Origin of the sequence: Bacillus sanguinis (assembly GCF_018332475.1) — a bacterium.
In the GTDB taxonomy this organism is placed as follows: Bacteria; Bacillota; Bacilli; order Bacillales; family Bacillaceae_G; genus Bacillus_A; species Bacillus_A sanguinis.
Window position 1 is genome coordinate 12,441 of the sequence record NZ_BOQB01000058.1, and the last position, 25,087, is coordinate 37,527.

The 25,087-nt window shown below is 34.2% G+C and carries 23 protein-coding genes; 11 read left to right on the forward strand and 12 right to left on the reverse strand.

Features of this window, described 5'->3' with window-relative positions; all coding sequences use genetic code 11:
- Positions 1-40 precede the first annotated feature (40 nt).
- The 3 genes from KI369_RS08215 to KI369_RS08225 all read right to left on the reverse strand — a co-directional run bounded on the left by KI369_RS08215 (position 41) and on the right by KI369_RS08225 (position 3,519).
- A complete protein-coding gene (locus KI369_RS08215; protein ID WP_212955628.1) occupies positions 41-1,945 on the reverse strand; it encodes an ABC transporter permease in 1,905 nt (634 codons plus the stop codon).
- Complete coding sequence (locus KI369_RS08220; protein WP_212955629.1) at positions 1,932-2,702, reverse strand: ABC transporter ATP-binding protein; 771 nt, start codon at positions 2,700-2,702, stop codon at positions 1,932-1,934. Before KI369_RS08220 ends, KI369_RS08215 begins: the two co-directional genes overlap by 14 nt.
- A gap of 469 nt (positions 2,703-3,171) precedes the next feature.
- Positions 3,172-3,519 carry a YxeA family protein gene (locus tag KI369_RS08225; protein ID WP_212955630.1) on the reverse strand — a complete coding sequence of 116 codons (348 nt, stop codon included), beginning with the start codon at positions 3,517-3,519 and terminating at the stop codon, positions 3,172-3,174.
- Positions 3,520-3,729: 210 nt separating this feature from the next.
- Between KI369_RS08225 and KI369_RS08230 the strand changes: the two genes are divergently transcribed.
- Together KI369_RS08230 and KI369_RS08235 are read left to right on the forward strand one after the other, a co-directional pair.
- The gene (locus tag KI369_RS08230; protein ID WP_048529619.1) at positions 3,730-4,188 is read left to right on the forward strand and encodes a helix-turn-helix transcriptional regulator; all 459 of its coding nucleotides are present in this window, start codon (positions 3,730-3,732) and stop codon (positions 4,186-4,188) included.
- A gap of 73 nt (positions 4,189-4,261) precedes the next feature.
- Positions 4,262-4,645, forward strand: coding sequence for a hypothetical protein (locus KI369_RS08235; RefSeq protein WP_212955631.1), 384 nt, complete (start codon positions 4,262-4,264; stop codon positions 4,643-4,645).
- Positions 4,646-4,710: 65 nt separating this feature from the next.
- On the opposite strand, the gene KI369_RS08240 is transcribed toward KI369_RS08235, so the two are convergent.
- A complete protein-coding gene (locus tag KI369_RS08240) occupies positions 4,711-5,310 on the reverse strand; it encodes a DedA family protein (protein ID WP_212955632.1) in 600 nt (199 codons plus the stop codon).
- Complete coding sequence (locus KI369_RS08245; protein WP_212955633.1) at positions 5,310-5,888, reverse strand: class I SAM-dependent methyltransferase; 579 nt, start codon at positions 5,886-5,888, stop codon at positions 5,310-5,312. Before KI369_RS08245 ends, KI369_RS08240 begins: the two co-directional genes overlap by 1 nt.
- A 382-nt stretch (positions 5,889-6,270) precedes the next feature.
- Between KI369_RS08245 and KI369_RS08250 the strand changes: the two genes are divergently transcribed.
- Together KI369_RS08250 and KI369_RS08255 are read left to right on the forward strand one after the other, a co-directional pair.
- Entirely contained in the window at positions 6,271-7,500 is a 1,230-nt protein-coding gene (locus KI369_RS08250) for a helix-turn-helix domain-containing protein (RefSeq protein WP_212955634.1), read from the forward strand.
- A gap of 288 nt (positions 7,501-7,788) precedes the next feature.
- Positions 7,789-8,058, forward strand: a complete 270-nt coding sequence (locus KI369_RS08255) for a YolD-like family protein (protein WP_212955635.1) — start codon at positions 7,789-7,791, stop codon at positions 8,056-8,058.
- Positions 8,059-8,155: 97 nt separating this feature from the next.
- Here KI369_RS08255 and KI369_RS08260 read toward each other — a convergent pair whose 3' ends face one another.
- Together KI369_RS08260 and KI369_RS08265 are read right to left on the reverse strand one after the other, a co-directional pair.
- The gene (locus tag KI369_RS08260) at positions 8,156-10,105 is read right to left on the reverse strand and encodes an ABC transporter permease (RefSeq protein WP_212955636.1); all 1,950 of its coding nucleotides are present in this window, start codon (positions 10,103-10,105) and stop codon (positions 8,156-8,158) included.
- Positions 10,092-10,862 (reverse strand): ABC transporter ATP-binding protein, encoded by a 771-nt coding sequence (locus KI369_RS08265; RefSeq protein WP_000859653.1) that lies wholly within the window; start codon positions 10,860-10,862, stop codon positions 10,092-10,094. The genes KI369_RS08260 and KI369_RS08265 overlap by 14 nt, the downstream gene beginning before the upstream one ends.
- Positions 10,863-11,167: 305 nt before the next feature.
- Between KI369_RS08265 and KI369_RS08270 the strand changes: the two genes are divergently transcribed.
- The 7 genes from KI369_RS08270 (at position 11,168) to KI369_RS08300 (ending at position 20,812) form a co-directional block, all read left to right on the forward strand.
- Positions 11,168-12,040 (forward strand): AraC family transcriptional regulator, encoded by an 873-nt coding sequence (locus KI369_RS08270; protein ID WP_212955637.1) that lies wholly within the window; start codon positions 11,168-11,170, stop codon positions 12,038-12,040.
- 202 nt (positions 12,041-12,242) lie between these two features.
- Positions 12,243-12,938, forward strand: a complete 696-nt coding sequence (locus tag KI369_RS08275) for a response regulator transcription factor (protein WP_212955638.1) — start codon at positions 12,243-12,245, stop codon at positions 12,936-12,938.
- A 2-nt stretch (positions 12,939-12,940) separates the two neighbouring features.
- Positions 12,941-13,963 (forward strand): sensor histidine kinase, encoded by a 1,023-nt coding sequence (locus KI369_RS08280; protein ID WP_212955639.1) that lies wholly within the window; start codon positions 12,941-12,943, stop codon positions 13,961-13,963.
- 94 nt (positions 13,964-14,057) lie between these two features.
- The gene (locus KI369_RS08285; RefSeq protein ID WP_212955640.1) at positions 14,058-16,028 is read left to right on the forward strand and encodes an FtsX-like permease family protein; all 1,971 of its coding nucleotides are present in this window, start codon (positions 14,058-14,060) and stop codon (positions 16,026-16,028) included.
- Positions 16,029-16,110: 82 nt separating this feature from the next.
- Entirely contained in the window at positions 16,111-18,066 is a 1,956-nt protein-coding gene (locus KI369_RS08290; RefSeq protein WP_212955641.1) for an FtsX-like permease family protein, read from the forward strand.
- Between the two features lie 20 nt (positions 18,067-18,086).
- Positions 18,087-18,839, forward strand: a complete 753-nt coding sequence (locus tag KI369_RS08295) for an ABC transporter ATP-binding protein (RefSeq protein WP_048529638.1) — start codon at positions 18,087-18,089, stop codon at positions 18,837-18,839.
- Positions 18,836-20,812, forward strand: a complete 1,977-nt coding sequence (locus tag KI369_RS08300; RefSeq protein WP_212955642.1) for an FtsX-like permease family protein — start codon at positions 18,836-18,838, stop codon at positions 20,810-20,812. The genes KI369_RS08295 and KI369_RS08300 overlap by 4 nt, the downstream gene beginning before the upstream one ends.
- A gap of 50 nt (positions 20,813-20,862) precedes the next feature.
- Here KI369_RS08300 and KI369_RS08305 read toward each other — a convergent pair whose 3' ends face one another.
- The 5 genes from KI369_RS08305 to dagF form a co-directional block, all read right to left on the reverse strand.
- Entirely contained in the window at positions 20,863-21,054 is a 192-nt protein-coding gene (locus KI369_RS08305) for a YjcZ family sporulation protein (RefSeq protein ID WP_001290392.1), read from the reverse strand.
- A 169-nt stretch (positions 21,055-21,223) separates the two neighbouring features.
- A complete protein-coding gene (gene gntP, locus KI369_RS08310) occupies positions 21,224-22,549 on the reverse strand; it encodes a GntP family permease (RefSeq protein ID WP_212955643.1) in 1,326 nt (441 codons plus the stop codon).
- 48 nt (positions 22,550-22,597) lie between these two features.
- Positions 22,598-23,323 (reverse strand): GntR family transcriptional regulator, encoded by a 726-nt coding sequence (locus KI369_RS08315; RefSeq protein ID WP_212955644.1) that lies wholly within the window; start codon positions 23,321-23,323, stop codon positions 22,598-22,600.
- Positions 23,323-24,339, reverse strand: a complete 1,017-nt coding sequence (locus KI369_RS08320; RefSeq protein ID WP_212955645.1) for a sugar kinase — start codon at positions 24,337-24,339, stop codon at positions 23,323-23,325. Before KI369_RS08320 ends, KI369_RS08315 begins: the two co-directional genes overlap by 1 nt.
- The gene (gene dagF, locus KI369_RS08325; RefSeq protein WP_089171896.1) at positions 24,332-25,087 is read right to left on the reverse strand and encodes a 2-dehydro-3-deoxy-phosphogluconate aldolase; all 756 of its coding nucleotides are present in this window, start codon (positions 25,085-25,087) and stop codon (positions 24,332-24,334) included. Before dagF ends, KI369_RS08320 begins: the two co-directional genes overlap by 8 nt.

Below are 25,087 nucleotides of genomic sequence, written 5' to 3' on the forward strand. Positions count from 1 at the left end.
AAGAGAACATAATTTTCACTATGTTCTCTTTCTCTCTTTTTTATTTACTAACAATCCCAAAATAAGCACGAACCGTCAACAAATAATAACCAATATAAATAACGCTATACACGCCGATGCTAATTAACAACGGAACTGTAATTTCATACGGAAGTACTGTCGCTAATCCTGTTAATGCAAATACAGTGTGTAATATACCAACTACTAAAGGAATGAAGAAAATAAATCTCATTTGTTTTGCGATTGCTTTTTTCATTTCTTTTTTCGTGACACCAAGTTTTCGAAGAACGATGTAACGCTCACGATCTGCATGTGCTTCTGTTAATTGTTTGAAGTAAATGATAGACCCTGTTGCGAGTAAAAATACAAGTCCTAAGAATATACCACTAAACATCATTAATCCTGATTTTTCAATACCATCACGGAATATCGTGTAAAAATCACCAAACTGTCTTTTTCCTTCTGCATCTTCTTCTGGTATTAATTTCTTTAGTTTTTCTGTTAATACTTTACTATTTCTATCCTCTTTCACATCAATATTTTTCACAGTATGAGCTCCAATTGTCTTCTTCGCTTGCTCATACACTTCATCTGGAACGACAACTAAAAGTTCATATAAGTTTGTAATGTTTTTTGCTTGTACATCTTTCATTTGTACTGGTGCTACTCCTCCAATTGGGAATATAGCTTTTCCGTTTTTATATACACCACTCTCCAAATTTCCTTCACTATACATGCCATCAAATGCATACGCTTCATTCTTCTTTAAATTTATAGTTTCCTCATTTAAATATTTTACGATTGTATTAAACGATGATTGTGCGATAAGTTCTGTTGTTCTTGATTGTAATGAAGTACCATCACCGTATTCTCCTACTACTTTTACCGTCTCTACTTCATATTGATGAATGACTTCATTCTTTCCTTCTTTTAAAATCTCATTAACTCTACGATCCAATTCCATGTCTTTCTTTTCATATGAATAACTAACTGGATGATATTTCTTCGCCTGTATATATGTGTTGTAATACATCGTAACAGACGTTCCAACCGCTGTTAACGTTACTGCACTTAATACTGCAATTGTTGCTAACGATTTTGCATTTCCTTTAATGCGGTATAGTAATTGAGATGTCGTCACCATTTTCATTCCGTTATAAAATGAAGATTTTTTATTTCGCACTCTTTTTAATGCAAAAACAGTAAAGAACTTAAATAATAAATACGTTCCAAGTACTGTTGCTAATAAAATGTAAAGTGCAAGTGGCATAAATTTCTCACTGTTCGAATTTTTAATAGCCGTTACTGATAAGAAATAACCTGATCCAATTAATAATAAAGAAATGATAGCCATTATTTTAGAATCTTTCGGCATGACTTCGCCTTCGTTATCTGCACGGAATAACTCGATTAACTTAAATTGATAAATAACCCGATATCCTTTAAATGATGTATATAAAATAATGAAACAAAAAATAACTGCTGTATCTATAATCGCTCCAATCGGTACTTCAAAATGAACATTTACATGTAGCTCTAACATATTTACAAGTAGCTTTAGGAATCCTTTTGAAAGTAAACTACCAATTACAATTCCGATTGCTAACGATAATAAACCCATTAACATATTTTCATAAAAAAGCATTTTACCAATTTCTTTTTTTCGAATACCTAATAAAGAATAAAGGCCTATTTCCTTCTTACGCTTTCGTGTAAAGAAGCCATTCGAATATATAATAAATATCGCAACGAAAATAATGAGCATAACACTCGCGAGCTGGAATCCTCGTCCGATGTTATCTCCAGCTTCACTTATTTGAGAATTGTATTGCAACGCCTTAAACGTAAAATAAATGACGATGCTAAAAATCATAGAGGCAAAGTATATAAAATAATCTTTAAAATTTCGTTTTATATTACGAAGTGCAATGCTAGATAAGCCCATTTGTCGCACCTCCAGATATGGAAGACATCATATCAATAATTTGCTGGAAGAACTGTTTTCGTGTCATCCCTTTACGATGTAATTCTTTATATAACTTTCCATCTTTAATAAATACAACACGTTTACAATAACTTGCTGCAAATGCATCATGCGTTACCATTAAAATCGTTACAAGATCTTTTTCATTTAATGTCTTCATACTTTCTAATAAGTCTGTCGCTGACTTTGAATCAAGCGCACCAGTTGGCTCATCTCCAAAAATCATACTTGGATTGGTTACAATCGCTCTTGATGCTGCGCAGCGTTGTTTTTGTCCACCTGACGCTTCATACGGATACTGATTTAAAATATGATCTATTCCAAACTTCTTCGCAATCGTCTCGACGCGAGATTCTACTTCTTTCGCCTTCACCTTTGATAAAGCAAGTGGCAATGCAATATTTTCCCTTACTGTTAACGTATCTAATAAGTTATAATCTTGAAAAATGAATCCTAAATGATTACGGCGAAAGAGTGCCAATTCATCATCATTCATCTTCACAATATCTTTTCTATCAATTAAAATCTCACCTTTTGAAGCCGTATCAATAGTAGAAAGGACATTCAAAAGTGTCGTCTTACCAGAACCAGATGGTCCCATAATACCGACAAACTCTCCTTCTTTCACCTGCAAATGAATATCTTTCAACGCTTCAAATGTATTCCCGCCTGTATTATATATTTTCGAAATCCCTTTCGCTTCTAACATTGTTTTCATCTATCTGTACCTCCTGTTATAATTCTTGATGTTCTTTTTAAGCAACAGAACTCAGTATAGATATATTTTCTTAACAAATAGTGATGGGGTTTCTTAATATTTTCTTAAAAAGAAATTCCATAATCAAAAAAGCCTGCAGTTGTTACACTGCAGGCTTTCAAATATTTAATAGATGGATTAAGCTAAGCATCTTCATTATAGCTTTTTACCTTCTTTAAAATATTACATTACATTTCGAACAAAAAGGAGCAGAATTACCTTTTCTAATTTTCGCATCACATTTTGGACAATATACGTATCGCTCTTCTATCTTTTGTCGTTCTATCATATGTAAAGATACTACCCTCATACTACACATAATCCAAATTAATATAAGGCTAACAATGAGTAGCGTACCTCTCACTCCTCCCCTTTAGATTTTACCATAAAATAACAAACCCGATTCTCTCATCAAGAATCGGGTTTATATTTACAATCCTAACTTTGCCTTCGCACCGTCAGGAATTTTATCTATCGTTACTTGCACTTTATCATGTAGAACCTTTCCTCTTGTAAGCACATGCCAATACGAACCTTTTTGTAATTCACCTACTCCATCAATCGTTACTTCTTTTTCCTTTCCATCCATATCGTAAGCTTTCACCGTATATTCACGGCCTTTATTTCCACCTAATTCTTTTCCATCATTATCAATAATTGCGTAATAATTCTCTATATCAAGAAATGGGTTCATCTGATCTAATAGCTTACTCCCACTTAATAAATATGCTGCCCCTGCGATAATAACAAGCATTGCTCCAAAAATAAATCTTTTCATCTATATTCCGCCTTTCATTATGTTTTCTTTAAGATGTTTCTAAGTATAGAGCGTATTTCTTAATAAAAACTCGTACGGTTTCTTAACATTTTCTTAAACTAAAAGTGAAATATTAATTAATAAGATCAAAAAAAAGAACTCTTCACGCTACAATTGACAAAATTACACCTTTAGTGTAATTTTACACTATAAATAAAAAGGAGCTGCATTATGAATAAACAAGAATTTATTGAACTCGTTAATTCAAAATTAAAACTTATCCGTGTTGAAAATGATTTATCACAAGATAAAATGTCAGAAATTATTGGTTTATCAAAGAAAACATTAGTCGAAATAGAAAAAGGAAGACGCACACTAACATGGTCAGGTGCAGTTTGTGTTGTAACACTCTTTGAACAGAGCGATACAGTCCAGATGACATTTGGTGATGATGTAAATGAAATTATAAAAACAATCGCTTTTACACATTACAATACGAACTTCCCGAAGACGTTAGGGGGAAAAGTGTGGTGGCGACAAATAAAAGAATTAAACGGTTATCAAATACAACAAAATATTTTATCTCAACATTATAGAATTTTAGATAAAGAAGACCGTAGAATATGCCATTCATTCGAACTAGATGAAATTGAACAGCGATTTATGGAAATGGCAAAAACATCTCAGTAAAGTGAAATTTTAATCAGTGTTTTTTTGCTGCCCATAAATCGCAGTATAAAATAAATTACGGAGTGTAATTCAAATGAAAAAACAGAGGAATATTACCATTTTAAACACGATAATCATTAGCACGTTAGTATTCAATTTATTTATTTTCACATCAAGAATGAGCTTTTTACCTTGGTATATTGAAGATGGATGGGGCTATTTAGGATTATTATTTACATCCTTTATTTTCTTACTTTGCTTCCTTCAATCTTCGAAGCTTCATAAAAATGGAAACTTAACTACACTACAAAAGTTTATTCCACTTGCTTCTGCCATACTTTCAATCTTCGTTCTTATCACTCCATCAAGTGATTTTATGACTGTATTAGCTAATCTAATCAACACAACCATATTAACAATTTATATAACTGTATTTCAGACAACACCTAATGTAAGCAATAAGGAACTATTACATTAAAAGGGAGAGTTATTTTACAAAATAACTCTCCCTTTTATATGCTCTCAATAAAACCTATCTTCTATTTACTTACTCATCACCGTACTTCTTCTTTGCTTGTACAAATATGCTCCACCCAGAGCAACAAAAACAAACCCGCCAAAATACACGCCATACTCTATTGCAATCGCTACAATTCTGTTAATATGTTGTCCAAATATAGAACCAAGCACAAAGTAAACGAGTGTCCAAACAAATCCTGTCGTATAGGAATACAAAGCATACATCTTAAATGACATGTTATTCATTCCAACTAAATACGGTACGATATGTCTTACAACTGGTATGAAGTAACTTGTAACTAATGCATAATGACCATACTTCTCTACCATTTGTTGAGATTTCAAAAGATATTTCGCCTTTTTCTTTTTCATTAGCTTATCAAGTACTTTCGTACCAAATATTTTTCCTAATATATAGCCTACAGATAGCCCAGATACAACGCCTAAATAGGTTAATAAAAATGCAGGAATGACACTTAATATCCCTAGTGAAGAGACAAAACCACCGCTCATTACGATCATTTCATCTGGAATTGGCATACCGATAATACCTAACCATAAACAGAAAAATAGTGCCCAATAACCGTACTGTTCAATATAAGATAATAATTCATGCAATTCCATTATGCATACGCTCTCCTTAGCTCTTTTTTACAGCTAAAGACGTAAGCTGGTGGGAAATTGAGCCACACTTTTTCGAGCGTAATTTCAGGAAAGAAATGCTGTATAAATCCTTTTTTCACTAGTGAATATTGAAATGTAATAAATTCACCGTTCTCATGTATCGCTTCCATTACATTGTTTAAAATACGCTTTGAAACTTCTTCTGGTAAAGAAGTAAAAGGTAATCCCGATAAGACGTAATCAACGCGTTCTATATTGAATTCTTCCATATACTTCTTTATATTTTCAGCTGAACCGTGTACAACAATGACGTTCTGCTCATTCTTAAACTTTCTCGTTAACTCTTTGCAAAACACTTCATTAATTTCAATAAGAAGAAATATTGTCTCCTTTTTCTTTCTCTTCATAATTTCTCTCGTGAAAACCCCTGTACCAGGTCCTAGCTCTACGATACATTTCGCTCTATTAAAATCAATTACATCTACCATTTTCTTTGCTAATATTTTTGAACTTGGCGCAATTGCACCAGTATGTTTCGGATGTTTAATAAATTCATGTAAGAATGTTATGAGTTGCATGTAACCCTCTCCCCATTCGTTCAATAGTTTTAACTTGTTTCTAAGTATAACTATCGTTTCTTAACAAAAATTGAGGAGATTTCTTAAGATTTTATGAAGAATGAAACATTTCGTATTCCATATATAAATACCTCTTTTATATTTATTAATTTGGTATAATGGATATAAAAAGAAATTTTATGGAAGGTACTATCACTACGTCTATTTTCATACAACATCTGCGGAAATGAATCTGTAAATCGTCTTCCATACCTATCCAATATATGTAATTATTTTTATGTAAATAAAAATTCAAATAACAAGAAATTTATATCCTATAGGAATGAATGTAGATCTAAGTATGAATATGTAGTATTTCAAAACTATTTAAAAGGAGAAAATAATGAATAATTCCATCGACCTACAGTACTTATGTAATCTTGTACATAGAACGTTTCATGTTCCTGTTCAATTTCTATCTACTGATAAAAAAATTGTATATGAATCTACTTCTCATACGATTGGTAGTCCGTTTTATTCTTCTAAAGAAGAACATCTTAATGAAATTTATCAAGAAAACATTCCTTGTAATTTTCCAATTTTCAAAGGGAATAAGTATCTTGAGAATTTCATTAGCATCCATATAGCAGATCATGAACATATAAAAGGAACGATTATAATCGGCCCGACTACTTATCCAAAAGTATCAGATGAAATGGCTATTAAACTTATGAAGTATTTCAACTGTAATAATAAAATGCAACAAGGAGTAGACTACTATCAATTTCTACCCGAGATAAAAAAAAGTACGTTAATTGATATAAGTATTTGGTTACATTACGTGATTTTCAATGAAAAATTAGATCACGATATTGTTTGGGAGAAAAATAAATTACTAGAAGATGTTTCTTATAAAATTGTAAATCCTGATTTATACATTTCAAAACGTCGCCGGCATGATCCGCAAAATTATGACATATCATTGGAACGCAAATTTTTTTCAGCCATTAAAGAAGGCAATAAAGAAAAAGTCATACAATATGCGTATTCATATCCACAAGAAGATGCAGCAATTTCCTCTACAGGAGATCAACTTAGAAACCAAAAGAATAATGGCATTATCGCCATTACGCTTGCTATTCGATATGCGATAGACGGTAATCTTCCATCACATATTGCTTTTTCACTCGGTACTTTATATATACAAACGATTGAAAAACTAGATAACATGTATTCCGTAAATAGGTTAATTGAAGATGCATTATGTACTTTTGCAGAACGTGTGAAAGAATATCATAATCAAGCATATTCTAATTCCATTACTACGTGCCTCAATCATATTCACAAACATATTTACGATGAAATATCTCTGAATGATCTTGCTAACCTTTTACATATTTCCCCTACTTATTTATCAAAACTATTTAAAAAAGAAGTGGGAATTCCTTTAATTGAATACATCCAGAGAGAACGAGTGGAAGAAGCTAAAAAATTATTAACATTAACGACTTATCCATTATCAGATATTTGTGCCTGGCTTAATTTTAATGATCAAAGTTATTTCACGAGAGTCTTCAAAAAAATCACGAGTATGACTCCTAGACAATATCGTGAAAATCATACTGTCATATAAAAATGCTTGCTTAATAGAAGGTGAGATAGTTGTCATACTAGTTCACCTTCATCACATCGATTTATTCCCCTTAATAAAGTTTTAATCCCATTCAAAAAAGTACAAGAATGACAAATAAGTACTATAAATAAGTGAATGAATTTGATAATTTTTTAGTACTAAGTAAATTCGTCTTCCAATCATACATAATAAAACGAACATAAGGTACTTATGAATTATCAGTAGTAGCTACTTCTATAATGATTAACTTTCCTATATAGAAAATATATTGTTAGGAGAATAGAAAGCATGAGTAGTACAAAAATATCAAAATCGACTGAGATAAAAGAATCGCGAAAAGTATCACCATATGATGATAGAGACAGAATTGAAGATATTTTATTACGCTCTTTCATTTCAGAAAAAGAAATATTGATCACTTATTATAAAAATGGTTATTTCCCTACAAGTTATATGACTGTAATGGAATTAAATCCTTTGAAGCGTTCTTTAATATGCATAGATGCCTTTGACCGAAAACACACTTTTAGTTTCATCGACATAATCGATGCGCGTTAATTATCTCTTCCTTTTATTCGTACTTAAAACGCAAAAAAGCCATTTACCTCATAAAAAATTTGGTAAATGGCTTTTTAATTTTTCACAGCTTCACTTATTATTTCGCACTCACAATCTTATAATAAGAGCGAACTGTTAAGAAGTAATATCCAATATAAATGACACCGTATACTCCGATACTAATTAGGAGTGGGATCATGATTTCATACGGTAATATGTTTCCTAAACCTTTTAGTGCAAACAAGCTGTGCAAAATTCCGATTACTAACGGGATTGCAAAGATAAAGCTTACTTGTTTTGCGATAGCTTTCTTCATCTCTTGCTTCGTTACACCGACTTTATGAAGGACAACGTAACGATCACGGTCAGCACTTGCTTCTGTAAGCTGCTTGAAGTAAATGATTGAACCTGTCGCTAATAGGAATACTAATCCTAAAAATAGTCCGATGAACATCATTAAACCTGTCGTTTCAAGTCCCATTTGGAATCCTGTATAGAAATCATGAAATGGTTTTAAAATTTCTGATTCACCAGCTGGCATAACGCTTGCTAATTTCGCTGTTAACTCTTTACTATTTCGCTCACCTTTTACATCAATATTTTTTACAATGCGCGTTTCGTTTACTTGTTTCGCCTGCTCATATGTTTGATCTGGAACGATTACAAATAGTTCATTTAAGTTTGTAACACTTCTACTATTTACACCCTTAATCTTTAACTCTTTCGATTCATTTCCAACAGGGAATACAGCTGTATTTCCTGTGTAAAGAGGACCAAAATCAAGTGTTTCAATATATAAGCTATCGTATACAAAAGCTTCATTCGCACTTAAATTTACAGGTTCTATATCTAAATGTTTCGCGATTGTATTAAAGTTTGATTGAGAAATAAGCTGGTACTGCTTCGTAACATTATAGTATGTGTTCAGAACTTGATCCGCTCTTTCACCTTTAAATGTTCCTTTCACAGGAATCATTTCAAATTCTGATTCATATGTCACTGGATGATTATTCTTTTCTCCAGCAAGTATTTCATTTACTTTTTTATCTAATGCTTCATCTTTTTTCTCATATGAATAACTATACGGTGCAGCCACTTTTGATTGCGTGAATGTATTGTAATACATCGTAACTGACGTACCAACCGCCGTTAATGTTACTGCACTTAAAATCGCAATTGTCGCAAGTGATTTCGCATTTCCTTTAATGCGATAGAGTAACTGTGATGTCGTTACCATATTCATACCGTTATAAAACGCTGACTTATTATTTCTCGCGCGTTTCAATACAAATACTGTGAAGAACATGAACAACAAATAAGTTCCTGCTACTGTCGCTAATAAAATGTATAATGCAACGACCATAAAGTCTGCATACATAACTGCTTTCATGTACATTAACGCTAAGAAATAACCTGAACCGATTAAGAAAACTGAAATTAATGCCATAATAACAGAGCCCTTCGGCATTGCTTCTCCTTCACGTTCTGCACGGAAAAGTTCAATTAGCTTGAATCGATAAATTAAACGATATCCTTGAAGTGATGTATATAAAATAATCACAAAGAAAATAATTGCTGTATCAACAATTGCAGCCATTGGTACTTCAAAATGTACATTTAATTTTAATCCCATCATGCTTACTAGCAGCTCAAGGAATAGTTTTGAAAGGACACTACCAATCGCAATCCCGATAATTAAAGACATTAATCCCATTAACATATTTTCATAAAAGAGCATTTTACCAATCTGTCTTTTACGAATACCTAATAAAGAATATAACCCAACTTCTTTTTTACGTTTTCTTGTAAAGAAACCGTTCGAATATATAATAAACACCGCTACGAAAATAATAAGCATCACACTGGAAACTTGGAATGCCCCGCTAATTTTTTTAGAAGCTTCCGCTGCTTTTTCCATTTGTGAATTATATTGCAGTGCTTTAAATGTAAAGTAAATAACGATACTAAAAATCATAGATGCAAAATATACAAAGTAGTCTTTAAAGTTCCGCTGTATGTTGCGGAGGGCAATGCTAGATAAGGTCATCAGCCATACCTCCGGAAATAGAAGACATTACGTCAACGACTTGTTGGAAGAACTGTTTACGCGTTAACTCGCCGCGGTGCAATTCTTTATATAACTCACCATCTTTAATGAAAATAACTCGCTTACAGTAACTTGCTGCAAATGCATCGTGCGTTACCATTAAAATTGTAGAGTTATCATACTCATTTAACGACTTCATACTTTCAAGTAAATCTGTTGCTGATTTAGAATCCAGTGCTCCGGTTGGCTCGTCCCCGAAAATCATACTTGGATTTGTAACGATTGCACGTGATGCCGCGCATCTTTGCTTCTGTCCACCAGATACTTGATATGGGAACTGACTTAAAATATGATCGATACCGAACTTTTTCGAGATTTCAAGAACGCGGCGATCAATTTCATTTGCCTTTACTTTCGATAACGCAAGAGGTAACGCAATGTTCTCTTTTACCGTTAACGTATCTAATAAGTTATAATCTTGGAAAATGAAACCTAAATGATCGCGGCGGAATAACGCTAACTTATCATCATTCATTTTCACGATATCTTTTCCATCAATTAAAATTTCACCGTTCGTCGCATTATCAATTGTAGAAAGAACGTTTAGTAAAGTCGTCTTACCAGAACCAGAAGGTCCCATAATTCCAACGAACTCACCTTCTTTTACTTGTAAGTTAATACCTTTTAACGCTGCAAATTTATTACCACCCGTGTCATATACTTTTTCAATATTTTTTGCTTCTAACACTGTTTTCATCTCGACATCCCTCATTTCATCTATTCTCTATTTTCACTATATACATTCTCTACTCTTGCCACTATCGATGTTTCTTACACAAACATGACAGTTATGTAAGGCCGGTGAGCAAAGAAATCAAAATTTAACCTAATGAATCAAAGTACTTTGTTACTATAACATTGGGATATCATGCCATCCATTCATTCTCCTTACAGGAACATTACAATTTTGTAAGGTAAAAAATGCACCTACAAAGTTGTGCACGAAATGTCGGATGGAACTATTTCGTTCCTGCTATTCTATTTAACAAGGAGGTTATGGTTATGGATTCACTTAAAAACATGAATGCGGCAATGCAGTATATTGAAGACAACCTTACACATGAAATTGATTTTAAGGAAGTCGCAAAAATAGCTTACTGCTCCGAGTATCATTTCAAAAGAATGTTTTCTTTCCTAGCTGGCATATCACTATCAGAATATATTCGCTGTAGACGTCTTACTCTCGCTGCTTTTGAACTAAAAAATAGCGGTGCGAAAGTCATTGATGTCGCCATAAAATATGGCTACAATTCACCAGATTCATTCTCTCGTGCGTTTCAAAACTTGCACGGCATAACACCTTCAGAGGCCCGAAATAGTAATCATTCTTTAAAAGCTTATTCACCCATGACCTTCCAATTATCCATTCAAGGAGGACATGAAATGAACTATCGAATTGAAGAAAAAGAACCATTTCAAATTATAGGTATTACAAAACGAGTACCAATCGTTTTTAACGGTGTAAATGAAGAAATCGCTTCTATGTGGAAAAGTTTAAATCCAGAGGCTATTCAAACATTAAAGTCCCTTTCAAACATGGAACCTACTGGAATCATTAGTGCTTCTACTAACTTTTCTGAAGGAAGAATGGAGGAAAAAGGCGAACTCGATCACTACATTGGAGTAGCCACAACGAAAGATTGCCCAGAGCAATTCGCGCAACTTAAAGTTGCAGCTTCAACATGGGCTGTATTTGAAGCTGTCGGTCCATTTCCTGAAACATTACAAAATGTATGGGGACGCATTTATTCCGAATGGTTTCCTTCCTCAAACTATGAACTAGCGGAAGGACCGGAAATATTGTGGAATGAACAGAAAGATATATCTTCTCCAAACTTTAAAAGTGAAATTTGGATACCGGTTTTGAAGAAATAAAAATAAAGCTGCTTTTCCTTTTAAGGAAGGGCAGCTTTGTTTTACATTTTAGTTCTTTTCAATTGTCAATTATATATAGGCCCTTTTTACTTTTTACACTTTTGCCCTATACTGTTTATTAGCTTATCTTTCAACATAATGAAAAGACTTGAAACACATGATACACTATATCTACAATTGTTTTTTTAGGAGGAATATACATATGTACAAAATTTTAATCGTTGAAGACGATCCAAATATTTCATCATTACTACAATCTCACATTCAAAAGTACGGTTACGACGCTGTTGTTACTGAAAACTTTGATGATATTATGAAATCTTTTAACGCAGTGAAACCACATCTTGTTTTACTTGATGTAAACTTACCGAAATTCGATGGATTCTACTGGTGCCGTCAAATTCGTCATGAATCTACTTGCCCTATTATTTTCATTTCAGCACGTGCTGGTGAGATGGAACAAATTATGGCGATTGAAAGCGGTGCGGATGATTATATTACAAAACCGTTCCACTACGACGTTGTAATGGCGAAAATTAAAGGTCAATTACGCCGTATTTACGGTGATTATGCACCAAATATTTCTGAACGTATCGTTGAAGTAGAAGGTTTAAAACTATTCCCTGAGCGCCCAGAAATTCACTTTGGATCTGAGCAAGTCCTTTTAACGAAGAAAGAAGCTATTTTAGCAGAAATGTTATTATCTAAATTCCCTCGTACAGCGAGCCGTGAAGATTTATTAGCTGCCCTTTGGGATGACGAGAGCTTCGTTGAAGAAAACACATTAAACGTAAACATTACGCGTCTTCGTAAAAAGTTCAATGAGCTTGGTATTGAAAATGCTATTGAAACAGTGCGCGGACTTGGGTATCGTTTTAACGCAACTTGGAGTGAATAAGCATGAAGCTATTTTTACGTGATCATTTTGCATTTTTTCTACTGTACGTATTAAACTTCGGTATCATTTTCGTTCTTTATGATGCAGTAGATGGATTTCAAAATAATAAATTTTACTTCGTCGTTTTAAGTTTATATTTATTCATTTGTTTCCTTGCTTACCGTTACGTTCGCAATCGTAGAATGTACCATAGATTAAGTGAACAACCAGAAAAAATGGAAGATGCGTTTATTGAAAGAGCAACTGCTCCGATGCCTCACGGTGTAAATGAACTTGTGCGCACGCAGTATCGTCTCTTCCAAAAAGAACTACAATCGTACGAAGTAAAACAACAAGAACATCAATTATTCATTAATCACTGGGTGCATCAAATGAAGACACCCGTTTCTGTTATGCAGCTTATGGTGCTCGAAATGGAAGATGAGCATTTAATTCCGAAATTCAAAAAAGAATTAGAACGTCTAAACCAAGGGCTTGATATGGCTTTATACATGGCAAGGTTAAATAACTTCCATGAAGACTTCCATGTTGAGACGATTTCATTAAAAGATACGGTAACAAAAAACATTAATGGATTAAAAGAACTATTTATCCGAAACGGAGTCTTCCCTGTTTTAGAAGTTCATTCTGATTTAAAAGTTGCTTCTGATGCGAAATGGCTAAAATTTATCATCTATCAGTTAATGACAAATGCAGTTCGTTACTCTGGTGAGCGCGGAAAGAAAGTATTTTTATCTGCTTACCGAAACGGAAAAGATATTATTTTAGAAGTTCGTGATGAAGGTGTTGGTATTCCGCAAGAAGATATTCGACGAGTATTCGAACCGTTTTACACTGGAAAAAACGGCCGTACATTCGGAGAATCTACTGGTATGGGACTTTATATTGTAAGTAAAATTTGTGATTATTTAGGTCACTCTGTCAAACTTGATTCTGAAGTTGGTAAAGGAACGACGATTAAAATCATCTTCCACAACGCTGCAAATAATCTAGCAGAACATACAGAGAAGGTGACCGAAGCATGATCGTAACATATACAAGCAAAATGTATGAGAACGCACTCTCATACATTTTTTGCAATAAAACTACATATGTACCTTCTAGCGGGAGGTACATATTATGACATTTTGGCAGTTTGCCTTTAAAAATGTAACACGTAATTCCAGAGCTTATTTTGCTTATTTCGTAAGCAGTTCCTTTTCCATTGCTGTTTTCTTTTCGTTTGCTGTTTACTTATTCCATCCGAAATTACAAAACTTTGGCATGGTCTCTGAAATTTCAGGATTAATGATATTTTCAGAAGTAGTAATTGTATTTTTCTCTTTCTTCTTTTTACTATATTCCATTGGCACTTTTTTAAAAGTACGAAAAAAACAATTCGGCATTTTGACCGTTTTAGGAATATCGAGAAAGCAATTACATCGTCTTGTTTTTATGGAAAATATGTTAATCGGTATTTTATCTATCTTTTTCGGTATGCAGTTTGGACTTGTCTTTTCTCAATTTTTCTTATTAGTGACAGCGAAAATTACACACGTCCCAGGCATATACTTATACTTACCTATTAACGCATTTATTTTAACGACCATCGTCTTCCTTAGTCTTTTTATCATTGTATCTACATTGACACCAATGCTCATTCGTACAAAAAAAGCGGTACACCTTTTAAAAACAAATAGTAAAAAACGAAAAGAAAGAAAACCATCCATTCTTATTTCTTTATTTGGTGCGATTTGTTTATTTGGTGGCTATGCGTTAGCTGGAAATCCTAAATATTTCGTATCAGTAAGCCCACAAATAGGTGTTATATATATGCTTTCAAGTATTTTCGTCATTCCAGCGCTCGTTACAATCGGTACATATTTCTTCTTTTCACAAATTAGTTTCTTACTTATTTACATCTTAAAAACAAGAAGAAAATTTTATATGAAACGGATTAATATGCTTTGGATTTCTGATTTAGCAAGCCGCATTCGTGCGAATATTAATATGCTTTTTATTGTAGCAATGCTATCTACTATCGCTTTCACAATGATTACGTTCCTATATGGGTTCGGAAAATTTATTAAGCTAGACGTTAATAGAACTTCTCCTTTCCCAATTTCTTATTTTTCTTATGATGCGAACCCTTTTGTTACAGAGCATTTAAATTGGCTTGAGCAACAATTACAAAAAGAGCATTTTCCTTATGAGAAAATAACAGCTGATATATATGAAACACCGCTAGAAGAAGATAAAGGTATAGCTATTTATAATGACGTATACGCAATTAAGCAAAGTGACTATAACAAACTTGCGAATTCTTTACGAATGAAACAACTATTTATGAATGATAACGAGGCATATGTTTTAACGGGGACGTCTTATATCACTATATTCAATGAATTTGAGCAAAGCTACAAAAGAGATTACATTACACTCTCTAGTACAAATACGAAATTAAAAGTTAAAGGCTATGAACAGATCAATGCAATTCCATCTGATTTTTCATATCAAACGATAGTTTTGCCTGATATTATCGTGAATAACTTCCCCAATACGGTAAAGCACATATCAGCATACAATTACAAAATTCAAAATTGGGAACAGACATATGAAATTGCTGATACTTTTATAGAAAAAGTGCAAAAAGATCGAAATAAAGCCCAGTATGAAGGACCTCTTATTCGATCCTTTGAATCAGCAGGATCGTTATACAGAATAACATCTGGTAGTGCTGCATACTTCCTAATCGGAACATTTTTAGGAGTTATTTTCTTTATCGGTGCAGGTAGTGTTCTTTACTTTAGAATGTATACTGATTTGACGAACGAACAAGAGAAGTATATAACCATCTCTAAAATCGGTGTAACAGGTGCAGAGATGAAACGATCTGCAACCATTCAACTTAGTATTTTATTTTTCGTTCCGTACATTATGGCATCTATTCATACAATGTTCGCAACGAAAATGCTACAAGATGTAATTGGCTTATCTTTGTTCAAAGAAGTTTCAGCCGTTCTTATTATTTTTGGATTCGTTGAAATCGTATTTTTCTTATTCATTCGTTCACTTTATATGCAGAAGTTATCGCAATATACTAATGGTTAACATATTAAAAAAGTTATTACATGAAAAAGGTGGGATCTCATCCCTCCTTTTTCATGCTCATTATATTAGGAGGTTTAGGTGAATGACATTTTGGCAGTTTGCATTTAAAAACGTCTCACGAAACGCCAGAGCTTATTTCGCCTATTTTGTAAGCAGTGCGTTTTCCATTGCTATTTTTTTCTCGTTTGCAGTTTACTTATTTCATCCTAAATTGCATATGACAGACGTAAATTATGCTCTGAACATATTAATGACAATTTCAGAAGTTGTCATTGTATTCTTTTCATTTTTCTTTTTACTATATTCGATTGGTACTTTCTTAAAAGTACGAAAAAGGCAATTTGGGATTTTAACAGTACTTGGCATCTCTCAAAAACAATTAAAACGACTCATATTTATAGAAAACATGCTAATTGGTGTCCTATCTATATTTTTTGGAATTCAATTAGGGCTTGTCTTTTCACAGTTCTTTTTATTAGTTACTGCCAAGATTACACATGTACCTGGTTTATATTTATATTGGCCTACAAGCGCCATTGTTTTAACTATCATCATCTTTCTCGGACTCTTTATTCTCGTATCATCCTTTACCCCGATGCTTATTCGTACGAGAAAAGCTGTACGTCTTTTAAAAGAAGGAACAAAACAAAAAGAAAGAAAAGCATCTGTGCTCATCTCTCTATTTGGGGCGATATGTTTAATATCTGGATATGCGTTAGCCGCAAATCCATTATACTTTCTATCGCTAGGTGATATCATTGGGCTTTTATATGCCATCTCTAGTATATTTGTCATCCCATCGCTTATTGCAGCTGGAACATATTTTTTCTTCTCGCAAATTAGCTTTTTACTCATTCGTATATTAAAGGCACGAAGAACGTTTTATATGAAACGCATTAATATGCTTTGGATTTCTGATTTAGCATCACGTATTCGGACAAATATTAACATGCTCTTTATAGTAGCGATGCTATCAACACTCGCTTTTACAATGATTACATTCCTATATGGTTTTGGGAAGTTCACAAAGTTTAATGAAATAAGGAAAAATCCTTTTCCATTTACTTATTTATCACATACTGAAAACACGTTAGGTGATGAACATTTAAACTGGTTAGTACAAAAATTTAACGAAGAACAATTTACTTATGAAAAATTTAAAACGGATATATACGAAGTATCTTTAGCTGAAGATAACACGCAGCTCTATCATGTAATGAAACAAAGTGACTACAATGTACTCGCTAAAGTATTACAATGGGAACCTCTAACCGTTCATAATAATGAATCTTATATCCTTATGAAAGAAATAGATGATCATTTCATTGGAACATTTTATGATAAAGAAAAAAGAGATAGTCTTACACTTACTCAAAACTCTTTACATTTGAAAGTGAAGGATTATAAAAGTACTAGTCCGTTTCCAAACTGGTTAGTACCGAAGTTACTCATTTTATCTGATGAAAATGTAGAAACCTTATCAACCATTTCCAAACAAATGAGTGTATATAGCTTCAAAGTGCCGAATTGGGAAAAGGCATATAATATCGGTGCGGCATTTATAACAAAAATCAGTAACGATAATGCAGCTATTCAAGCAGAGCATGCACCATTCCATGCGAGTGAAGCAAGTAACTCTCTATACAAAACGAAACTAAATGTAGCTTCATTTTTCTTAATCGGAACTTTCCTTGGTGTTATTTTCTTTATCGGTGCTGGTAGTGTTCTTTACTTCCGTATGTATACTGACTTAACAAACGAGCAAGAAAAATATATAACGGTTACAAAAATCGGCTTAACAGAGTCAGAAATGAAGCGTTCAGCTACCATTCAACTTGCTATTTTATTCTTTGTCCCTTACATTATGGCATCCATCCATACGATGTTCGCAACAAAGATGTTACAAGAAGTTTTAAATCTCTCGTTCTTCGCTGAGATTACAGTCGTACTTATGATTTTTGGAACAGTTGAAATTCTATTTTTCCTTTTAATTCGTTCCTTTTATATGCAAAAATTATCACAACACATTAAGTTTTAAAAGATAGAAAGGTGATTACTATGGAAGAAGTTTTACACATAAAAAACGTCTCAAAGGTGTATGAAGGAAAAGTCCCTCATACTGCTTTAAAAAATATAAATTTACATGTAGATAAAGGAGAATTCGTTGCCATTATGGGGCCATCTGGTAGCGGTAAATCTACATTTTTAAACGTTATTTCTACAATTGATTCGCCTACTTCTGGAGAAGTCGTTATTAACGGCAAAAAGCCACACACATTTCGTAGAGAAAAATTAGCTGTTTTCCGTCGCCAAGAGTTAGGGTTTGTTTTCCAAAACTTTAACTTACTAGATACACTGACAATCGGTGAAAATATCGTACTGCCTTTAACATTAGATAATGTTCCATTAAAAGAAATGGATGAAAAGCTTGATAACATTTCAAAAAAACTTGGAATTGATCATATTTTGGACAAACGTATTTTTGAAGTTTCTGGAGGACAAGCACAGCGTACTGCAGTAGCGCGTGCCGTTATTCATCACCCTTCTCTGTTACTCGCTGATGAACCGACAGGAAACTTGGACTCCAAAGCAGCTATCGATGTAATGGAGTTATTTACGAAGTTAAACAAAGAGGAAGATGCAACGATTTTAATGGTTACGCACGATCCGTTTGCAGCAAGTTATTGTAATCGCGTCATTTTCATTAAAGATGGAGAGCTTTACAACGAACTGCACCGAGGATTGTATCGTGAGAAGTTTTATCAAGAAATATTAGATGTTTTAGCATTACTAGGAGGAAGACGTGGATGACATTTTGGCAGTTCGCATTTAAAAATGTCTCGCGTAATTCGAAAGCATATTTCGCTTATTTTGTGAGTAGCGCGTTTTCTATCATGGTTTTCTTTTCCTTTACCGTATATGCATATCATCCGCGCTTACAAAGTGTACAAAGCTTTCAAGAACGTGATCCTCTAATGAACTTAGCTAGTACAGCACAGTTTGTTATTGTTATGTTCTCGTTCTTCTTTCTCTTATATTCAATCGGAACATTTTTAAATGTACGGAAGCAACAATTTGGGATACTCACGATTCTCGGTATCTCACAGAGACAATTAAAAAGACTGCTATTTACTGAAAACATGATAATCGGGATATTGTCTATCTTTATCGGCATTCAAGGTGGGCTTGTATTTTCTAACTTTTTCTTATTAGTCACTTCGAAATTAACAAGTGCGAAAGGCCTTTATTTATATTGGCCAACAGAGGCGATTATCGTTACAACCGTAACGTTTATCATTTTATTTTTAATCGTTTCTACGTTTACACCGATGTTTATTCGTACTCGTAAAACAACGCAACTCATTAAGGGGAGCAAAAAAGAAAAGAATGAAAAAAAACCATCTATACTCATTTCAATATTCGCTTTAACTTGTTTAGGGTTATGTTATTATATCGCCGGTTATCCGCAAGGCTACGTAACTGAAAAAAATGCACAAAATGGATCTGTATTCTTAATTATGCTATCTATTTTACCGCTCGTAGTAGTCGGGACATATTTATTCTTTTCACAAACATTCCTTCTCTTTATCTATATTTTAAAGAAACGAAGAAAGTTTTATTTAAAACAAATAAATATGTTATGGATTTCAGATTTAGTTTCTCGTACCCGCAGTAATATTAATGTACTCTTTATCGTTTCTATGCTATCTGCGCTTGCCTTTACAATTATTATCGGGTTATTTGCAGCAAACAACCATACGAAAGCATCCATACTAGAACGATATCCAATACCCTTCACCTATACATCAGAAGGTGTGAATGCATTTGAACAAAAGCATATTACTACGATTGAAACTGAACTTACAAATGCTAATTTTCAATATAACAAATATAAGTTTACCGTTTTAAAAGATACAGCTTCAAAAGAGTCTATTGCCATTATGAAAATGAGTGATTATAACGCAATTGCAAAGCAATTAAACCGACCAGAAATCACTCTTGATTCTACACAAGTTTATAGTATTTCTCGCTATTCACCAGCGCTACTAAATCTTGTGTCTAACCCATTTGCGAAGCAAGACACGATTACACTTGGTTCTAATAAAAAAGAATTTCAAATTAAAGGTTTTATTAATAAAGGAATCGCGCCACCCTTTACATTACCTCATTTAATTGTGATGCAAGATAAAGTAATTGAAAATATGATTCCTCATATTGAAACAATGACAGTTTATAACTACTTCGTAGAAAATTGGGAAAATGCAATTATCCCAACAAAAAACATATTAAAAAGCTTAGATCACGATTCAGAAACCTTGTATGAAGCACATAAGGATGAAGAAAATTTCAGTCAGCCATTTCATATTGATACAGCTACGGATGAACTCATCCACAGTAAGGAAAATGCAGTCGCTCGATTCTTTATCTGGGCATTTCTCGGCTTTATCTTCTTTATCGGTGCGGCTAGTGTTTTATATTTCCGTATGTATAATGACTTAACAACTGAAAGACAAAAGTATATTACGATTACAAAGCTTGGCTTAACTGAATCAGAAATGTTTCGTTCTGCAACGATTCAATTAGGAATTTTATTTTTCGTTCCTTACATCGTTGCTGGTATTCACACGTTATTTGCAGTTAAGTTTTTACAAAGCATGTTCGCTTTTTCTTTACTAAAAGAGTTATTAATTGTACTCACCTTTTTCGGGATTATCGAGATTATTTTCTTCTTCTTAATCCGTTCTCTGTACATTAATAAATTATCACAGCACATAAAAATATGAATAAAATGGCCTTGTGCAATATGCACAAGGCCATTTTCAATAGTTTTTAATTAGCAGCAATATCCACCATAGCCGCCAGCATAACCGCCGTAACCACCATAACCACAACCGCCGCCTCCGCCGAAGCAGCTAGCACCGATGATGATTAATAAAATAAACAATACGATTAGAAGCGCAAAACCGCCGCCGCACCCATGTCTGCGGTTACAATCATCATGTCTGTGTTCACACTTTTCGCTCATTACTCTATTCCTCCTTTAGTATCATTCATAACAAGTTCACCTTGCTCTAAATGAGGGGATTCCATTTATAGTATGTTTTCAGGGCGAATAGGAAGCTTGGCTTATCTAAAAACGGGCTTGTTTTCGGAAATGGGCTTCATCAAAAAAAAGATACCAATTAAGGTATCTTCTAAATAAACATATTTAATAAAAGCGCAAAACCAAATGCAATAAATGATAACAATGTCTCCAGCACCGTCCACGTTTTAAACGTTTCTTTTACTGTCAAACCTAAATATTCTTTTACAAGCCAGAAACCTGCATCGTTTACATGAGAAAACATTAACGATCCTGCACCGGTTGCAATAACGAGCAATTCTAAATTTACACCTGACATGTGCTGAATAACTGGTGAAACAATCCCTGCTGCTGTCGTTAATGCTACAGTAGCTGATCCGGTCGCTATTCGAATTAAACCAGCTACCATGAAAGCTAATACGATTGGCGATAACGATATATGTTCTGCCATTTGCGCAATCGCCGTTCCAACGCCGCTTTCAATTAATATTTGTTTAAATCCACCGCCTGCACCGATTATTAAAATAATGGAACCGACCGGTAATAAACTTTCATCCGTTAATTTTTTAATCATCTTTTTATTAATACCTTGTCTCATGCCAAGTAAATAGAATGCTGCAAAACATGAAATAAGTAAAGCGATTACTGGACTTCCAATAAACACAAAAAATTCAGTCATCTTTTTCGGTAATGAAATATATGGTGCAACGACTGATAAAATCATCAATACAACTGGTAATAAAATAATAAAGAATGAAACTTTACGACTCGGTAAATCAGTTGATACTGTCGTAACTCGAATAAGCTCTGGTTCATTTTCAGGTATAACCCTTTTATGTACCCACTTTGCAAATATTGGTCCTGCGATAATGGCTGTTGGTAACGCGATAAGTAATGAATATAAAAGTACCTTTCCTAAATTCGCGTTATAAATACCGATTGCTGTCATCGCCCCTGGATGTGGAGGCACGAGCCCGTGAACAATAGATAATCCAGCAATAACAGGTAACGCAATTAATAATATATTTTGCTTCGTCGTTTTTCGGATGGAAATAACAAGTGGTAATAAAATGACGATCCCCACTTCAAAAAATACCGGAATCCCTATAACAAATCCTGCAAATAACATAGCCCACGGTAGTTTCTTCACACCGAAAAATCGAATAAAGAAATCTGCCACTTGCATGCCGGCCCCTGAATCAGACATCATTTTTCCTAAAATTGTTCCGAGAGCTAAAATACCAACTAAATGCCCTAGTACACTACCAACGCCAGATTCATAGGCAGTCACTATCTTCGTTAAATTCAATCCAGACATAATAGCTAAAAATAAACTCGCAACTGTTAAACTAATAAATGCATGCCACTTCCACCATGATACCCCTAAAATAACAATCGCAATTGCAAGTAACGTGACGATTAATAAGTATATATCCATCTCTGATTCCCCTTACTTTATAAAAAAAGAGGGCGAATACCCTCTTTTTTATACGTCATAATTTACTACATAATGCTGCATTTCTGTATTGTAGTAGCCTTCGCTATATTCAATTACTTCGCCAACTTCATCGTAAGAATAGCGCATACGTTTTAATAACGCTGTCCCCTCGTTTTCACCTAACGCTTCTGCAACAAAACTAGGAGCGGCTCCAACTGCGAATTCATCTCTGAAGTTTTCTAAATGAATGCCTCGGTCTTCAACTAAATCATAAAGCGATTGCAAGTCAAAGTCCGATAAATCAGTGCTTGCCATTCGTGCTGAGAAATAGTGCGTATAATGAATGTACGGTGCATCATTTAACGTATATAAACGTTCAATACGAAAACTCTCCTTACCAAATAATCGAAACGGCACTGTTCCTTCTTCATTCTGAACAATTTCTGCTTTTAGCAATTTCTTCTGTACTTTATAGCCTTCTTCCACTAACACTTCAGTAAATTTCTTACCCTTTGACAGCTTTGTCGCAGAAGTATTACGGATGACTTTCGTTCCTTTACCGCTTTTCTTTTCCAAATACCCTTCTTGAGCAAGTTCTTTAATCGCATTTCGCACTGTAATTTTACTCACTTTGAACTCTTCTTCTAACTGTGGTTCGGAAGGAATATTCGTATGAATCGCATATACACCATGTAATATTCGATCACGAATAATATTTTTTATTTGTAAATATAATGGTCCTTTTTTCCTCGTTACGTTCACCGTTACACCCACTACCTTTCTACATCACCTACTGATGCCGTCATTGCCCGAAGTATATCCTTCTCTGATGACATTGGCGTATCACCGACGATTGTATGTGCAAGCATTCCAGCTGCTGACGCAAATGAAACAGCTTTCTCTGGTGCAAACTCTTCTATCTCGCCATGAATAATCCCGCTCGTATAAGCATCTCCAGCACCTATTCTATCATATACAGAAAACGTAAGTGTTTTTGCAAAAGTGAACGTTCCATCTTTACATATAAATCCGCGAAGTGAATGTGTATTATCACTATTAATAGAGCGATGTGTACCAGCAATTGTAGCGATACTATACGTTTCAGCTACCTTTGGAATAAGATCAACAAGCTGCGCCTCTCGCTCCGTCTCTTCTGTTTTCATTCCAAGAACAAACATCGCATCTTTTTCATTCATCATTACAATATCACCAAGAGCCAGCATTTCTTCATAATGCGGTTTCGCCTGCTCGTATCCGTCTTCTCCCCAAAGAGATGGACGATAATTGCAATCAAAAACGACAGTGCCTCCGTTTTCTTTAACTGCTTTCGCTAAAGATTTCATATGATGGCGTACAGTATCATTCATCGCAAGTGTAATCCCGCAAAAATGAACGATATCAATTTCCTTTGCGACTTCTTCAAATTGATACATTTCTTCACATGCCGTATTGAAACTACTTTCTAATCGATTCGAATATGTAACGCGGCTTGCACGTGCTCCAAATCCATTTTCTAAAAAGTACATACCGACATATTTGCCGCCTCTTGAAACAAGTGAGGTTTGCACACCTAACTTTTGAATGTAAGATAATGCAGCATCCCCAACCGAGTTTTCCGGTAAAGTAGAAATAAGAAGCCCTTCATGCCCGAGATGAGAAAGTGCTGCTGCCACGTTCACACCTGTACCAGAAAATGAGTAATTTAATGTGTTAGCTTGTGATAACAATTCATATCCTGGTACTTGCAGGCGCATCATCACTTCGCCAAATGCTGCAATTTTTTTACGCATATTGATCAACTAACTTCTTCACGACTGCTAATAATTCGCGAACATCTTCTGTTTTCGTATTACCAGTTTCCTTATCAATAATAGAAGAGTACACGTGCGGGATAACTTGCTCTACATTTGCCTCTAGCGCAATACGTACAATTGTTTCGAAGTTTTCTTTATCAATTCCGCCTGTTGGCTCTAATGCAAACCCTTCTTCTGCACATGCTTTCGCAACTGCGCGATATTCTTCTTCATGAGCTAGCCCTTTCATCGGGAAGTACTTCAATGAATTTCCGCCCATATCACGTACAAGTGCGATCGCTGTTTTAATTGGAACAATTGCTTTTTCTTCTCCAGCCGCACTAATTGGACCAGTAGAAATATTTACGTAACCTACTTTTCCTGTTGGTGATACTAAACTATTAATCCAGCTATCTTTTCCGCCAAGATTTGCACGCGTTGCCCCAACTGAAGGGAACACTTGGTTAATATGGCTACCAGGATAATGCTTCGCAATTTCAGCTACAACTGCTGCTTGGCGATTATCTCCTGCTCCTAGTCCGATTGATACAGCATCATCAATTTCTTTTCCGTATGCTTTCATCGCTGTAACAGCTTCTTCTACAGTTGGGTAATCTTTTGATAACACTCCTACTACTACATAACCTTCTGCTGCTTCAAAAATATCTTTCGCATTTTGGATATTGTTCGCTAATACATTTAATGCTACGCGGCCTTTATAAAAACGTTTTTGAATGTTTGTCAT